At 33.8% G+C, this 15,665-nt stretch carries 12 protein-coding genes; 7 read left to right on the forward strand and 5 right to left on the reverse strand.

Features of this window, described 5'->3' with window-relative positions:
- Positions 1–145: 145 nt before the first annotated feature.
- From radC to C1H87_RS17100, 6 genes are all read left to right on the forward strand, one after another.
- Entirely contained in the window at positions 146–844 is a 699-nt protein-coding gene (radC, locus tag C1H87_RS17075; RefSeq protein ID WP_102756979.1) for a RadC family protein, read from the forward strand.
- On the forward strand, positions 844–2,160 hold the full coding sequence (locus C1H87_RS17080) for a polysaccharide deacetylase family protein (protein WP_102756980.1): 1,317 nt from the start codon (positions 844–846) through the stop codon (positions 2,158–2,160). Before radC ends, C1H87_RS17080 begins: the two co-directional genes overlap by 1 nt.
- A 93-nt stretch (positions 2,161–2,253) precedes the next feature.
- Positions 2,254–2,943, forward strand: coding sequence for a YjjG family noncanonical pyrimidine nucleotidase (locus C1H87_RS17085; protein ID WP_102756981.1), 690 nt, complete (start codon positions 2,254–2,256; stop codon positions 2,941–2,943).
- Between the two features lie 51 nt (positions 2,944–2,994).
- Positions 2,995–3,555: a hypothetical protein gene (locus C1H87_RS17090; protein WP_102756982.1), complete on the forward strand. Its 561-nt coding sequence runs from the start codon at positions 2,995–2,997 to the stop codon at positions 3,553–3,555.
- Positions 3,552–4,967: a DUF5723 family protein gene (locus tag C1H87_RS17095; RefSeq protein WP_102756983.1), complete on the forward strand. Its 1,416-nt coding sequence runs from the start codon at positions 3,552–3,554 to the stop codon at positions 4,965–4,967. The genes C1H87_RS17090 and C1H87_RS17095 overlap by 4 nt, the downstream gene beginning before the upstream one ends.
- The gene (locus tag C1H87_RS17100) at positions 4,957–5,823 is read left to right on the forward strand and encodes a hypothetical protein (protein ID WP_102756984.1); all 867 of its coding nucleotides are present in this window, start codon (positions 4,957–4,959) and stop codon (positions 5,821–5,823) included. The genes C1H87_RS17095 and C1H87_RS17100 overlap by 11 nt, the downstream gene beginning before the upstream one ends.
- 80 nt (positions 5,824–5,903) lie before the next feature.
- Here the strand turns inward: C1H87_RS17100 and C1H87_RS17105 are convergent, their stop codons facing one another.
- Complete coding sequence (locus tag C1H87_RS17105; RefSeq protein ID WP_102756985.1) at positions 5,904–7,181, reverse strand: replication-associated recombination protein A; 1,278 nt, start codon at positions 7,179–7,181, stop codon at positions 5,904–5,906.
- A 279-nt stretch (positions 7,182–7,460) separates the two neighbouring features.
- Between C1H87_RS17105 and C1H87_RS17110 the strand changes: the two genes are divergently transcribed.
- Positions 7,461–8,207, forward strand: coding sequence for a rhomboid family intramembrane serine protease (locus tag C1H87_RS17110; RefSeq protein WP_102758310.1), 747 nt, complete (start codon positions 7,461–7,463; stop codon positions 8,205–8,207).
- 128 nt (positions 8,208–8,335) lie between these two features.
- Here the strand turns inward: C1H87_RS17110 and rlmB are convergent, their stop codons facing one another.
- The 4 genes from rlmB to C1H87_RS17135 all read right to left on the reverse strand — a co-directional run bounded on the left by rlmB (position 8,336) and on the right by C1H87_RS17135 (position 15,656).
- A complete protein-coding gene (rlmB, locus tag C1H87_RS17115; protein WP_102756986.1) occupies positions 8,336–9,076 on the reverse strand; it encodes a 23S rRNA (guanosine(2251)-2'-O)-methyltransferase RlmB in 741 nt (246 codons plus the stop codon).
- Between the two features lie 64 nt (positions 9,077–9,140).
- Positions 9,141–10,601 carry a RagB/SusD family nutrient uptake outer membrane protein gene (locus C1H87_RS17120; RefSeq protein WP_102756987.1) on the reverse strand — a complete coding sequence of 487 codons (1,461 nt, stop codon included), beginning with the start codon at positions 10,599–10,601 and terminating at the stop codon, positions 9,141–9,143.
- A 6-nt stretch (positions 10,602–10,607) separates the two neighbouring features.
- Positions 10,608–13,802 (reverse strand): SusC/RagA family TonB-linked outer membrane protein, encoded by a 3,195-nt coding sequence (locus tag C1H87_RS17125; RefSeq protein ID WP_102756988.1) that lies wholly within the window; start codon positions 13,800–13,802, stop codon positions 10,608–10,610.
- Between the two features lie 285 nt (positions 13,803–14,087).
- Positions 14,088–15,656: a RagB/SusD family nutrient uptake outer membrane protein gene (locus tag C1H87_RS17135; protein WP_102756989.1), complete on the reverse strand. Its 1,569-nt coding sequence runs from the start codon at positions 15,654–15,656 to the stop codon at positions 14,088–14,090.
- Positions 15,657–15,665 lie beyond the last annotated feature (9 nt).

Raw genomic sequence — 15,665 nt, forward strand, 5'->3', positions numbered from 1 at the left:
ACTTTAACCAAGTGACTATTGGTCTATAAAAATACAATATTTATTGCTATAAAAATGAATGTTTTAAAAACAGGTTTAGAAAATATATCTTAAAACTTATTAATTTTCTTACATTTAAAGCTGAATATTTAAGCACATTTAATCAATGCAGGAAAAGCTAGTATCGTTCCCAATAAAAAACTGGTCGCAAGGTGATCAACCACGTGAAAAATTACAATATAAAGGTAGAGAAATATTAAGTGATGCAGAATTAGTAGCTATTTTAATAGGCTCTGGTAATAAAGATGAAAGTGCAGTAGCTTTGTCTAAGAGAATTTTGGCAAGTGTAGATAATAATTTAAGTGAATTGGGGAAGTTATCTATTATGGAACTAATGGAGTTTAAAGGTATTGGAGAAGCTAAAGCCATAACTATTGCAGCTGCTTTAGAATTAGGAAGGAGAAGAAGAGGAGAGGAAGCTTTGGAAAAAAATAAAATAACATCCAGTAGGTCGGTTTTTGAGCTTATGCAGCCCAAAATAGGGGAGTTACGGCATGAAGAGTTTTGGATTATTTATTTAAATAATTCTAATAAGGTTATTCAAAAAAATCAACTAAGCAAAGGAGGTATTACAGGAACTCTTGTTGATGTACGATTGGTATTGAAAAATGCTTTAGAGGTTGGGGCAACTGGATTAATATTAACTCATAACCATCCTTCTGGAGCTTTAAAACCCAGTCAGGCTGATATACAAATTACAAGTAAATTAAAAAAAGCAGCACAAAGTATAGATATTAAAGTATTAGATCATCTAATTATAACAGAAAAAGCATATTTTAGTTTCGCAGATGAAACTCTCTTATAATGCTTTTAGTATATACACATAAAATATCGCCTCGCTTAAAATATGTTTTCAAGCACATTTGCACTAGAATTTTAGGTGTAGAAGTTGGGTTTACAACCAAGATAGAAGAATTTATTGCACACGATAGTTTTAAAATGTCTTATACGAGACAACAGCTCGGGAAAGAGTTTTTTGTTAAAAGCCATGATATCCTATTTGAACAAGGGTTGAGTGATCTTGATATTAATATACTTGATTGGGACAATACAAAATGCTTTTTTTATAATGGAGATAAGAGTGCTATTCCCTTCGATATTTTTGCGGCTTCATTTTATTTATTATCGCGTTACGAGGAATATTTGCCGCATGTAAAAGATGAATTTGGTCGGTTTACAGCTGCCGAAAGTTTGGCATATAAGTATGGTTTTTTACATCAACCGGTAGTAGATATTTGGGCGTATAAATTTAAAGACGCCTTGCAAGCTCAATTTCCTGAATTTAAGTTTCCCGAAAAAAGTTATACCATTAAACCCATTATTGATGTTCCCAGTGCTTATAATTTTAGGTTAAAAGGCATTATGAGAACGCTAGGAGGTATGGCGAAAGACTTGTTTAAATTTAAGTTTATGAGCTTATATATTAGGGTTATGGTTATTCTTGGATTTATACATGACCCGTTCGATACTTTTAAGTACATTATAAACAGACAGAAGCAGAGCCGATTTAAATTTTTGTTCTTTTTTTTAATTGGCGACTATTCAACCTACGATAAGGGGATTAACCCTAACAAAAAGAAATTTGTATCGCTTATTAAACATATAGCCGACTATAGTAAGGTAGGTTTAAAAACATCTTATTTTGCTATTGAAGATATTTCGATTTTAAAAAAGGAAAAGCAGCGTATGGAAGATATTTTAAATACCACGCTAAAGGCTTCCCGACAATCTTTTTCAAGACTTAATTTACCAGAATCGTATAGGAACCTTATAGAATTGGAAATACAGGAAGATTATACTATGGGATATGTAAATCACATAGGTTTTAGAGCCGGATCTTGTACGCCCTTTTTGTTTTACGATTTAGATTATGAAGTACAAACACCTTTAAAAATCCATTCATACCATCTTATGGATTACGCCTTGTTAAAAACACATTCTTTACTGGATAAGAAGAAAGCTATAAACGAGATCATTCAAGAAATAAAACAAGTAAACGGAGAGTTTACCGCAGTGTTTCATAATTATACCTTTAGCGCAGAAAAACAATGGGATGGGTTTAAGGAATTGTTCAATATGGTATTAGAATCCACTCATGATCCTCATGTTAATAAACTTTAAAATTATGTCTTTTGGTTTTTTGAAATTTTTAATAGAAAAGTGAAACAGTTAGATTTGTCCTTAGTTTATTGAAGACCTTATAAAATCAAGTAAATGAAAATTGAAGGTATAACAGATGTGTTTTTCGATTTAGATCATACCTTATGGGATTTTGATAAAAACTCGGCATTAGCATTTGATAGAATTTTAAAGTTAAATAATATTAATGTTGATATAGATGATTTTTTACATCATTATGTGCCAATAAACTTAAAGTATTGGAAGTTATACCGAGAAGAAAAAATAGAAAAAAACGATTTACGTTATGGAAGATTGAACGATGCTTTTATGGCAATTGGCTATGAAATTGAAGAAGCGATAATTAACAAATTGTCGGATGATTATATAGACCATTTACCAATGTTTAATTATCTATTCGAAAATACTTTTGAGATTCTAGATTATTTAAATGACAATTATAGTTTGCATATCATTACCAATGGATTTGATGAGGTGCAACATAAAAAGTTGACCAAATCTAACATTAGCGGGTATTTTAAAACCGTTACTAATTCTGAAATGGTTGGTGTTAAAAAACCTAATCCGAAAATTTTTAAGCATGCTTTACAATTAGCTGAATCTACAAGCGAGCAAAGCGTTATGATAGGGGATAGTTATGAAGCAGACATACTAGGGGCAAAAAACATAGGAATGGAAGTCGTTTTTTTTGATGTCCATAACACGACAATTGACGACGGCATTAAAAAAATTAACAATTTAATTCAGCTAAAGAAATACCTATGACGCATTAATTTTCTTATTTTTGCGTTTGTCCTAAACATCTATTACTAACCTATGCGAAAACAAATAATAGAATATTCGTTTTTAGTCATGGCTATGTTCTTAAGTCTTTTTTCTTGTACAAAGGAAGTAGATTTTGATCAGGCCGATGATTTAGAAATTACCCCAGTTGTGACTTCTAGCCTCATATTCTTTGATGAGCCAATTAAAAGTTTTTTACTTAATGGGGTTGAGATTCCTCCCGTTATAGATCATGTAGATGTTGAGATTTTCAATGAGCAATTTGTAGTTGATAACCTTGTTAAAGCAGAGTTTGTATTTGAAACCACAAATACAATTAATAAAGAGTTTCAAATAGAAGTCAGATTTCTAAATGATGCAGGTACAGAGTTGCATGCGTTCTCTGTTTTGGGAGCTTCATCAACAGATGGTAGCGAGGTTACACGCGATTATACAGAAGAGCTCGTGGGAGATAAACTAGAAGCCTTGAAAAATACGACAAGAATGGAGTTTATTCTGAGTTTATTGCCTGGAGGAGATGTAAATCAGAATAGGGATGGACGAATTAAAATAAAATCGCACGGTATTTTTTATTTTAAAATAGGAGATCTATGAGAAGTTTGAGTTTATTTTTTATAATAACTTCATGCTGTTTTTCATTTTCGCAAAACAAGCAATTACTTTTCGGGTTTTCAGATATACCACAATCTTTAATGGTCAATCCAGGAGGAGAAGTGAAAAATGATTGGTATTTTGGAATCCCATTATTGTCACATATTCATACCAATGTTGGAATTTCCGGAAGTACGGTCTATGATATTTTTGCTGATGATGGTGTAGATTTCAATACCAAACTTCGAAATGCTATTCGTGGTATGAGTCATAGAGATTTTTTTAGTGCGAATCAGCAATTAGAAATTTTTTCAGGAGGATTTGCTTTTGGAGACCGTTTTCAAAAGAACGAATACGTGAGTTTTGGTTTATATCAAGAGTTGGACTTTATAGCTTATTTTCCTAAAGATTTTGCAATGTTAGCTTTAAATGGAAATGGTATCGGTGTACCATTTAGAGCAAATCAGTTGAGTGTAAGGGCCGAAGCCATTTCGGTATTGCACCTTGGGTATAACAAAAAAGTAAATGACAAATTTAGTTTTGGGGTACGAGGAAAAATATATTCTAGTATTGCGAATATTGATTTTACAAATAACAAAGGGAGTTTTGTAACTGTTCGGGGACAGAATAACTTTTATGATCATATCTTTAATCTAGATTTAGAAGGCAGAACTTCTGGATTGGCAAGTTTAGGTGATGATGACTCTGAAGGATCGAATTCTGTTGTAAAAGATTTGCGAAAACGTGTTTTGTTAGGAGGAAACCTAGGACTAGGGTTCGATATAGGTGTTTCTCATCAACTAAATGAACAATTGCATGTAGAAGCAAGTTTGTTGGATGTAGGTTTTATTAGTCATAAAAAAGATGTTGAAAACTATAAAATAGAGGGAGATTATGTATTTGAAGGCGTAAATCCTCTTTTTCCTGAAACAGATATAGGACAAACAGCCGAGCAGTATTGGGATGAAATTGAACAAGATCTTGAAGATCTATTTACGGTAGATACCACAACATCTAAATATACAACCTGGCGACCTGTTAAGTTTAATGCTTCATTAAATTATTCATTTGGGCAAAAAGAATATGAATCATGTAACTGCTCTAAAGAAGATAATGCTTATCTAAATAAGGCAGGTTTACAATTATATGCCATAAGTAGACCTAAACAGCCTCAAATGGCATTAACAGCCTATTATTACAGACGTTTGTTTGAAGGTTTACAAGTTAAAACTACCTACACAATAGACTCTTATTCTGCTTATAATATAGGTTTAGGAATGTATACAAATTTAGGAGGCCTTAATTTTTATGTTATGGCAGACAATTTTTTACAATTACAAAATATATATGATGCACAAAGTGTATCTTTACAAATAGGGTTTAACTATATATTTAATAAAAAAGATGAAGACTAGGTTTTTTTCTGCAATTGTAACATGTTTTATTGTAACTACAGTATTTTCACAATCAAGTTTGAACAATTACAAATACGTAATTGTTCCTAAAAAATATGATTTCTTAAAACAAGAGGATCAATACCAATTAAATTCGTTAACACAGTTTTTATTTAAGAAGCATGGATTTATAGCCTTAATGGAAGGTGATACTTATCCAGAAGATTTAATTAGAAATAGATGTTTGGCACTAAAATCTGATGTGTCAAAAGCGTCTACGATGTTTAAAACTAAATTAGCAGTAGCACTTAAAAATTGTAATGATCAGGTAGTTTATACATCGAAAGAAGGGGAAAGTAGAGAAAAGGATTATGGTAAATCCTATGTAGGGGCTTTAAGAGCAGCGTTTAAGGATATTGAGGCACTTAATTATAAATATGAACCTAACGAGAATATAACAGGTTTAGAGACACAAAGTACTGCTGTTGTTAAGAACGATGAAGTAACACAAGAGATTAAACAGCTAAAGCAAGAGATTCAAAACCTTAAAAAGGAAAAAGAAGCAGTTGTTGATACTCAAACCGAGGTAAAACCTGTACCTAAAGTGGAAACGGTTGCAGCAATAGCTTCAACCCATGTAGAAAGTCCGGTTAAAATAGAGGCTAAGGGCGTGTTATATGCCCAAGAGATAGAAAACGGTTTTCAATTGGTAGATAGTTCTCCAAAAGTAGTATACAGAATTAAACGGACGAAACTTGATAATATATTTTTAGTAGAAAATACTAGCGCCATTATTTATAAAAAAGGTGATGGTTGGGTTATTGAATACTATTCGAATAATGTACTAAAACAGGAAGCGTTGCATATTAAGTTTTAGTGATCAGTGATCAGTGAACAGTAATTAATAATGGTTTTGGGACTTACCAGTTGGTCAGCGGTTGTTAGCACCGCATTGTTTCAATAGCCGTATTTATCTTTCCAACGTTGTTTTAAAAAGGTTCTATGGGCTTCTTCACGAGCATTATTTCCTGGATCGTAAAGTTTAGTGTTCTTAATTTCGTCAGGTAAAAATTCCTGATTGGCAAAGTTGAGATCGTAATTATGGGCATATTTGTAATTATCGCCATATCCTAATTCTTTCATCAACTTTGTTGGTGCATTCCTTATTTCTAAAGGCACCGATAAATTCCCCGTTTCTTTTACTAATTGTTGTGCCATACCTATGGCTTTGTAAGCTGCATTACTTTTAGGGGAACATGCAAGATAGGTGGCACACTGACTTAGTATAATTCTTGACTCTGGATAGCCAATTGTAGAAACCGCCTGAAATGTATTATTTGCAATGACTAATGCAGTAGGATTTGCATTGCCTATATCTTCACTAGCTAGAATAAGTAATCGTCGTGCAATAAACTTTACATCCTCACCTCCTTCTACCATACGAGCTAACCAATATACAGCAGCGTTCGGGTCGCTACCACGAATAGATTTTATAAACGCCGAAATAATATCGTAGTGCTGTTCTCCGGTTTTGTCATAGTGTACTGTATTACTCTGAACTCTTTCCAAAACAGAAGTATCTGTGATGGTTATCTTGTCATAATCATAAGAGTTTACAATAAGTTCAAAAATATTAAGCAATTTTCTGGCATCACCACCAGAAAGCTTTATTAGAGCACTTGTTTCCTTTAATTTAATCGTTTTTTTAGAGATAAACTCATCCTGTTCTATGGCACGCTTTAAAAGTGTCTCTAAGTCCTCTTTATCGAATGCATTTAAAATATAAACTTGGCATCGTGATAATAAGGCTGAAATAACTTCAAAACTCGGGTTTTCGGTGGTAGCTCCAATTAATGTAATCCATCCTTTTTCAACTGCCTGTAAAAGTGAATCTTGTTGCGACTTACTAAACCTATGGATTTCGTCAATAAACAAAATAGGGTTTTTAGTTGTAAATAGGCCGCCACTTTGTTTTGCTTTGTCAATAACGTCACGTATGTCTTTTACTCCGGAATTTATAGCACTAAGTGTATAGAAAGGTCTACCAGATTCCGTAGCTATAATATTGGCAAGTGTTGTTTTTCCAGTACCCGGTGGTCCCCAAAAAATCATCGAAGGAATTAAACCCTGTTTTATATGTTGTGTTAAGCTTCCCTGTTTTCCAACCAGATGACTTTGACTTACATAGTCATTTAAAGTTTTTGGTCTTAAACGTTCGGCTAAAGGTTCATTCATAGTGTAAAATTAAAACAATTCCTTTTGAAATTGAAGACTCTTGAATTCAAAATTCAACATATTTTATAATTAGTGATGAATTTCGCAGATTCCTGCATTATTTATTGAGGCTGTATGCTAGAGCTAAAATACTGACATTTTAGCATCAATACTAAACTTGGTTAACTATTTGTTATCTTTAATTAGAGAGAAATAAGCATGACTAATGGTTTTTTGCATACAACTGGCCTTTAGCATGTGAATTATATCCAATTAATAGAAAAGCATAAATATGAGCACATGAAACAGAAACTGCCCCAAGACCACTTTAAATTCTCAACAAGCGTTATTATTTATCCAGTATTGTTTGTACTAATTATATGGTTGGTATTTTGGTACGAAGTGCGGTTTGGTTACAACTTTAGTAAATATGGCGTGTATCCTCAAACTTTAAAAGGATTAAGAGGTGTTCTTTTTAGTCCTTTTATTCATGGAGATATTGAACATATATATCATAATACGATTCCATTGTTTGTGCTTTCTATGGCTTTATTTTATTTCTATAAACCTATTGCCTGGAAGGTTTTACTATATGGGATGCTACTTTCTGGTTTTTTTACCTGGTGTATTGGCAGACCTTCGTATCACATTGGAGCAAGCGGGCTTATTTATGTTTTGGTGAGTTTTACTTTTTTCAAAGGTGTGTTGGCCAAACATTATAGGCTTATAGCATTATCTCTTTTGGTTGTTTTTCTTTACGGAAGTATGCTATGGTATGTAGTTCCTGTTAAGGAAGGTATATCGTGGGAAGGTCATTTGTCTGGTTTAATCACGGGGTTATTATTTGCCTTTTTATTTAGAAGAGAGATAGCCAAACCTAAGAAATATGTCTGGGAGCATGAAAACTATAATGAAGAGGAGGATCCTTTTTTAAAGCATTTTGATGAGGATGGTAATTTTATAGAACACATAGAACCAGAAATAGAGCAGGAGGAACACACTAAGATTAATTATATCTATAGAGAAGGGCGGAAAGATCGGGAGTGATATTATTACTATTCAGTATTCAGTATTCAGTATTCAGTGTTCGGTGTTCAGTAGGTTGGTGGTGATAGTTAAAATACGAAAAATCTAAATTCGTTAATCGTTAATCGTTAATCGTTAATCGTTAATCGTTAATCGTTAATCCTTTGTCTCACTACTTCATATAAGAAAGCACCACAGGCAACAGAAACGTTTAAAGATTCAATATCACCTAATATGGGAAGCTTGGCTTTGGTATTAACAACTTTTAGTGTTGAAGGATTAATACCTCTTCCTTCTGATCCCATAATAATAGCACAGGGTTCTTTAAAGGAAACATCATATAATGTTTTATCTGTTTTTTCGGTGGCAGCTATAACATTTATACCAGATGCCTGCATGTAAAATACAGCATCTTTAATATGGTCAACTTTACAAATAGGTATTTTAAAAACAGCTCCGGCACTTGTTTTAATGGTGTCACCATTTACCGGTGCACCACCTTTTTTTTGAATAATAATGCCATTAACACCAGTGCATTCAGCAGTACGTATTATTGCTCCAAAATTGCGAACATCGCTCAACTGATCCAATAATAAAAATAAAGGAGTTTTACCAGACTCTATAACATTTACTACTAAAGTTTCAATGTCGTGAAATTCGATCGGAGAAATTTGAGCAACAGCACCTTGATGGTTTTTTCTAGTGAGTCTATTAAGCTTTTCAACAGGTACGTAAGAGGAGTTAATAGCATTTTTTCTTAAACAGCTTTCTAATTCACTAAAAAGCTCTCCTTTTAAGCCTTTTTGAAGAAATACTTTGTCAATTGTTTCACCCGCATTTATAGCCTCAATTATAGCTCTTATTCCAAAGATTTGTGTTTGGTTTTCCATGGGGTAAAGGTATAAAAAAACCACCTCTATAGAGGTGGTTTTTAATTAACAAATTTTATGTTGATTATGGGTTTTGATCAGCAGCATTAATGTTAGGGTTTGAATTTAGCTCTCCTTCTGGAATTTGCATTCTGAAGAAGTCGCCTTCTACCTCTATGTCTACAGCACCAAAACTTCTGTGATTTGTGCCAGTACCGGTTCTGTCCAAAGGTTTCTTTAGTCTTTTTAGATCAAACCATGATACACCCTCTCCCCATAATTCTATTCTTCTTTGTAGATAAATCTCTTCTACTAAAGCATCTCCTGTATTAGTAGATAAAACATAACCAGGGTCTCTATTGCTAACTAATTCAAATAGTACATTTGCAGCAGTAGCATCATTGTCTCTGGCTTTTGCTTCAGCTTCAATTAAATACATTTCAGCAGCTCTCATATAAGAATAATCTCCTTCAAATACGCCAGTTCCATCTATAAACTTAGTGTTTGCGTACGCAGGGTAAGGTGGATCTATAGCATCAGGAGAAATCCAGGCAGCTTTTCTTAAATCAGTATCAGGAATCATATCATAAAGTCTTGCTTCAATCATTTTGTATCCTAAACCAAATCCAACTCCACCATATCCACCAGCAGAACTATCAAAATGAGAGAAGAAAGATATAAAAGTAGTCGATGATTCATTATCAATATCTGCACCCCACATCCATTCAACATTGCTTATATCATCAAAACCATCAGTTGCATAATTTGCACCAGGCATTAAACTATAAGATGCTCTAGCTGCGGCTGCATTACTAGCTGCTTTTGTCCAGTCACCAGTTTCTAAATATACTTTTGCTAAGAAACCATGTGCAACGTTTTTATCGATCTCTTGTTTAGAACTTCTAGAAAACCCATCTAATAAAGTTACGGCCTCTTCTAAGTCTGGTATAATCTGATCATAAACATCTTGAACGGTACCACGCCCTTTCCCTTCAAAATCAACTCTATCCGGAATAGGTATTCCAGGGGCATTTTCGTTACCTATGTATGTGTGCGCATAAATTCTAACAAGGTTAAATAAAGAAAAACTTTTTATAGCTAGGGCTTGTCCTAATAAAGCATCTTCTTCAGTTGTTCTGTCTTCCTTGTCAGAGAGTGGATTAATTACACTGTTTGCATCTGCAATTGCTGTATAGTAAGTGTTCCAGAAGATATTCGTTCTACTACTAGTTTGTTGTCTGCCATTGTAATTGTACAAGAATATGTACCAGTTAAAATTATTAAGTACAATATCTTGTCCGAGCATATCTGTCATAGCCATGATACCTTTTTGGCCATAATCTACATCAACTCTTAACGGGTGTCCAACACCAAATGATCTTAAATTGGCATAGATACCTCTTACGATAGCCGAGGTAGCTGCTGGTGTTCTTTCAACTTGTTCAGCTGAAATTGAATTGGCCGGTTCAGTGTCTAAAAAATCATCTTGACAACTGTAAATACAGCCTACTACTATAATTAAAAATAAATATTTAAACTTTTTCATAATTTTTTAAAAATTAAGTGTTAAACCAAGAGAAGTAGTTCTTGCTAAACCAAACTCATTTACAGCATTTCCTGTTATACTTAATCTTGGGTCATAGCCTTTTCTTGCTTTTGCCCATAAATGTAAGTTGTTACCAGTAGCATAAATCTTAGCACCAGTTACACCTAAACGACTTAAAAGCTTACTATCGAAATTGTAAGTAAGTGTTACATTTTGTAAATTCAGGTAAGAAGCATCAACTAAGAAAAATGAAGATGTTCCTGCTTGATTAACGTCATTTATATCCAATCTAGGAATGGAAGCTGTTGTATTTTCAGGTGTCCAAGAATTAAATACATCTTTATGGAAGTTGTCTCCAGCAGAAGTAGTACCTAATAAATTTTGATAGATACCATCAAAACCATATCCTCCTATTTGGTAAGCAAATGAAATACCTAATGAGAAGTTTTTATAAGATAAATTTGTGGAAAATCCTCCATAAACATCAGGTATTGCAGATTTACCAACAAAATATTCTGTAGCACTTACTCGATCATTTGTAGTTTCTCTTTCACCCGTTGGGTTACCATTAGTATCTAACACATCTGTGTACCATAAACCGTCTCCATTAGTTTCATCTACACCAGCGAACTCTCTCATGAAATAATCATACCTCGAACGACCTTCAACTAATCTAAAATTAGTATTGTTAGCATCGTCAATAAATTCTTCTGGTAATCTAGTAATCTCATTTTTATAATGAGTTCCATTAATATTAAAAGACCAAAGGAATTTATCATTTCTTATAATGTCTGCGCTTAATTCTACCTCGATACCTTTATTTTCCATATCCCCAACATTTGCTGGTTTTGTTCCAACTCCATCACTTTGTGCTAATGGTTCAAAGAATAATAAATCTTCAACTTCTCTTACAAAATACTCAGCATTTAAAGTAAATCTATTGTCAAATAAACCAAATTCTAAACCAGCATTTATGTTTGTAGAGGTTTCCCAAACAAGATCTTGGTTTCCTAACTGGAAAAATGTAATACCTGGAATATTGCCTCCAGCATTTACTATATCAAATTGATCGGTATACGCATAATAGTTTCTATTATCTTGGTCTCCTACTATTCTTCTATCATCTTCATACAATATAGCATCGTTACCTTGTTGTCCAAAACTTGCTTTAACTCTAAGGTTGTTAACCCAAGAAATGTCAAAGAACCCCTCTTTATTTACAGACCAAGCACCACCTAGACCATAGAAGTTACCCCATCTGTTGTCAGTACTAAATACAGAAGTACCATCTCGTCTAAAACTTGCATTTAAGAAATACTTATCATCAAAATCATATGTTAATCGAGATAAGTAACCTTCAACAGTGTAATCTTTCTCATATCCTGTTAAGAATTGAATATTTACACCATTGTTTAGAACTGCCAGACCATCAATAACAGTTTCTGTTACTTGACCAGCAAGTAATCTGAAATTGTAATTATTGCTTTCATGACCTAATAATACAGAAAAACTATGCTTACCAAAATCTCTGTTCCAATTCAATAATTGTTGGTTAGCTGTAGTAATACCTCTATTAGAACGTGTTGTTATTCTACCATTAAACCTAGCAGCGTCTCCACCAATAGGTGTAGCAAACTGTGTAATATTTGCATTTGTTACATCAACTGATAAGTTATAAGTAAATTCGAAATCTTTTAAAAATTTAAATGAAGCACTCACTCTACCTGATAAGTTGTCAGATACATTATCATCTATATCTAATAAGCTTGTTGCTACTGGATTAGAAGCAGACTTGAAAGAAGGTCTTGTGCCTACTGCACCAAAATCTCCAGTACCAAAATCAAAAATTCTATTTCCATTACTATCTGTTATGATATTACCTTGTGCATCTCTACTATAAACAGGATAAATAGGGGCGGTACCTCTTGCCCAACCAGCGATGTTACTTACGTTGCCTGAAGTAAAACGGTTTAAAGGGTCATCTGCTAAAGTGTGAGCATAGTTTAAACTACCGCTAATTTTTAACCATTCTTTTGGTGTGTATTCAGAAGATAAACGTGCAGTAGTACGTTCGAAACCAGAGTTTATAACTATACCTTCATCTTTTAAATTACCTAAAGAAAAGAATGTACTCGTTTTGTCATTTTTAAACCTTAAGCTTAAATAGTTTTCTCTTCTTATGCCAGACCTGTAAGACTCATCTTGCCAACTATCTTGGTATAATAAAGTAGCATTTGGGTTTATTTTTCCAGTTGCAGGATCTATTATTTGCCCTTCAGGGACATTATAGTTATTATATCCAATAGGGAAATCAGTATTAGTAACTATATTAGCAGCAGCAGCTTGAGCAGCATCTGCTGCCGTTGAACCTTCATTAATTAAATCAAGCCTAACTCTATCGAAAACAGCTTCGTAATATTGACCAGCCTCTGTTATAATATCATATTCAGGCACTGCTCTAGAATTGAAACCAACTTTACTATCAAAAGTTACTTCTAGTCTATCAGAGGCTCCTTTTTTAGTTGTGATTATGATCACACCATTTGCACCTCTACTTCCATATAGAGCATTTGCAGACGCATCTTTTAAGAAAGTCATTGACGCTATATCTTGTGGGTTAATAGAATTTAAATTTCCATTAAATACAACCCCATCTACAACATATAACGGGGCGCTTGAAGAGTTGATAGACCCAATACCACGGAATCTAACTGTAGGGTCAGCTCCAGGTGCGCCAGATTGGTTGATAATTTGAACACCAGAAACTTTACCAACAAGTCCTTGTACCACAGAAGCAGTTGGTACATCACTTAGTTCTTCTGTTTTGAGAGTTGTTACAGATCCAGTAATTTCTTCCTTTTTTTGTGTACCATAGGCAACAACAACAACCTCTTCTAAAGCAGCTGTATCTTCGGTTAAAGTAACATTAACAGTATTAGATGTGCCTACAGCAACTTCTACAGTTGAATACCCTACGAAACTAAATACAAGTGTTGCTCCTTGATTAGCTCTAATTGAATATTTACCATCAAAATCCGAAGATGTACCGGAAGAAGTACCTTTAACTAGAACAGTTGCTCCAGGTAACGGTAAGCCAGAATCATCTGAAACAGTACCTGAAATTGTCTTTTCTTGTGCAAACGCAAGTTGCACGACCAACGCCAAAAGTAGCGTTAGCATTCCACTAAACTTTGTATTCATTTTATAATTATTTGAATTAGTCAGTGCCAAAAATCATAATAAAAAGTTAATAAAACAATAAATAATGGTTAAAATTTGCCTTTTAATGAGAACTTTTAAAAAAAAGATACAAATATTATAAGGTTTGATGCAAGTTTTTTGATTTATTCTTTATCAATGGTTTTACCAGCATTTATAGCTTCAATGACTGCTCTAATATCAAAAATTTGTATTTGATTTTGTATGGAGTTAAGGTATAAAAAAAACCATCCTAAAAAAGGATGGTTTTAAACTAATAGATTTTTTTTAGTTAAAAGTTGGTATGTTTGTGTCGTCAGTTCTAGCGGGTGCAGCAGTAATATCAAAATGTGGTACAACACCAGTTGGATCTATAGTTACACCTCCAAATGTATATAATTCTTCTTGAATTACCTGCAACTCTGTAGCGGGTACAGGGAAGTGTCTGAAAGTTCCAACTTGTAATTGATTGGTTCTTCTTCTGTCAAAGAATCCAGATCCACAACCTGAATTGAATAATTCTACATAACGCTCGTAAAAAATAGCATCCATTATTTCCGTTTTGGAAGCTCCGCCTGCTAAAGGAGGTAATTCACCTCTAGTCACTCTAGAGCTTTCATTAACAGTGCTCACAGCTCCTCCAAGATCATCTAATCTGGCTTGTGCTTCAGCTAATAATAATCTATTGTCCTCAAGCATAAATGATTTAAGTTGCTTAGAATCTGACCCGTCTGAAAAGTTATCATCATTAGCATAACGCATACTAATATAGTGGGAAAAATGAAACTGACCTCTATCAGGGAAGAAGACAATATTTGATCTAAATTCAAAATCCTTGCCATCTCCAACTCTAGCATCAGGTGTGGTCATTTCTGGGTTATCTAAAACATCACCAGGTGTGGCTGGATAGAATTCTGGTTGACTAGGATCCAGTAAATTAACAACTCTCATATCTAATCGTCCTCCAAAAGTTCCAAAACCATTTGGTGATTCGCTAAAAACAAAAACATTACTCCACCAAATTACTCCATTATCTCCTGTTGGCCCAAAATCTTGGGTTATACCATTTTCGGCAAGGGTCTTTATAGTGTTCCAGTCAATAGCATTAGTCTCATCAAGATTTCTAGCTGATTGTACAATAAACCGTGCTTTAAAAGAATTAGAGATCTTTATTAATTCCGCACTTGTTGGCATAATACCATTTATAAAGTTGTCAGTAATTGTAAAGTCGTTACTATTTGCTATAGCGATTGCTGCGTCTAAATCTGTTATGGCTTGTGCAATTAACTCTTGGTAACCAACAAATGGCAATTTTTGTGAAAGGTCAGTATTCTCATCAACAATAAAACCTTTTTCAAAAAGTAATCCTAAATAACCATAGGATAGACCTCTTAAAAAATGTGCAGAAGCCTTAACCTGAGGCGTTCTGTCTACACCGCTTTCAATCCATTCAATACCGTCGTTATTTATGGCGCCTAAAACATCGTTTGCAGACGAGATAGATGCATAATTACCTTGCCATGGTTGTTCAACAACGTTTGCGTCTGCCCAAGAAGCAGCATTAAGTATCGGGTTTCTTGGCTCCCATGATAAAGATCTCATCCCATAGTTACCCCAAGAAGCAGTTCCATGATCACCGGCAACCGCCAAAGCTGCATATGTATCTCTATTATTGGCTTGCCACCAGGTTGTATAGCCGCCTCCTACAACTGCATTTAAATCAGAACCGACAGATAGTACCTGTTGTGTATCTGGATTGTTAAGGTTTTTAACAGCATCCATTTCACCAGAACATGATATAAACATGAGTATAAAACTCATACATATAATAATATTGTTAAATTTTAATATTTTCATTTTGTTTTT

The sequence above is a fragment of the Flavivirga eckloniae genome (assembly GCF_002886045.1).
In the GTDB taxonomy this organism is placed as follows: Bacteria; Bacteroidota; Bacteroidia; order Flavobacteriales; family Flavobacteriaceae; genus Flavivirga; species Flavivirga eckloniae.

Bases quoted from the DNA above. Each gene is read 5' to 3' on its own strand.
- radC (WP_102756979.1), top strand. From the start codon at position 146: ATGCAGGAAAAGCTAGTATCGTTCCCAATAAAAAACTGGTCGCAAGGT.
- C1H87_RS17080 (WP_102756980.1), top strand. From the start codon at position 844: ATGCTTTTAGTATATACACATAAAATATCGCCTCGCTTAAAATATGTT.
- C1H87_RS17085 (WP_102756981.1), top strand. From the start codon at position 2,254: ATGAAAATTGAAGGTATAACAGATGTGTTTTTCGATTTAGATCATACC.
- C1H87_RS17090 (WP_102756982.1), top strand. From the start codon at position 2,995: ATGCGAAAACAAATAATAGAATATTCGTTTTTAGTCATGGCTATGTTC.
- C1H87_RS17095 (WP_102756983.1), top strand. From the start codon at position 3,552: ATGAGAAGTTTGAGTTTATTTTTTATAATAACTTCATGCTGTTTTTCA.
- C1H87_RS17100 (WP_102756984.1), top strand. From the start codon at position 4,957: ATGAAGACTAGGTTTTTTTCTGCAATTGTAACATGTTTTATTGTAACT.
- C1H87_RS17105 (WP_102756985.1), bottom strand. From the start codon at position 7,181: ATGAATGAACCTTTAGCCGAACGTTTAAGACCAAAAACTTTAAATGAC.
- C1H87_RS17110 (WP_102758310.1), top strand. From the start codon at position 7,461: ATGAAACAGAAACTGCCCCAAGACCACTTTAAATTCTCAACAAGCGTT.
- rlmB (WP_102756986.1), bottom strand. From the start codon at position 9,076: ATGGAAAACCAAACACAAATCTTTGGAATAAGAGCTATAATTGAGGCT.
- C1H87_RS17120 (WP_102756987.1), bottom strand. From the start codon at position 10,601: ATGAAAAAGTTTAAATATTTATTTTTAATTATAGTAGTAGGCTGTATT.
- C1H87_RS17125 (WP_102756988.1), bottom strand. From the start codon at position 13,802: ATGAATACAAAGTTTAGTGGAATGCTAACGCTACTTTTGGCGTTGGTC.
- C1H87_RS17135 (WP_102756989.1), bottom strand. From the start codon at position 15,656: ATGAAAATATTAAAATTTAACAATATTATTATATGTATGAGTTTTATA.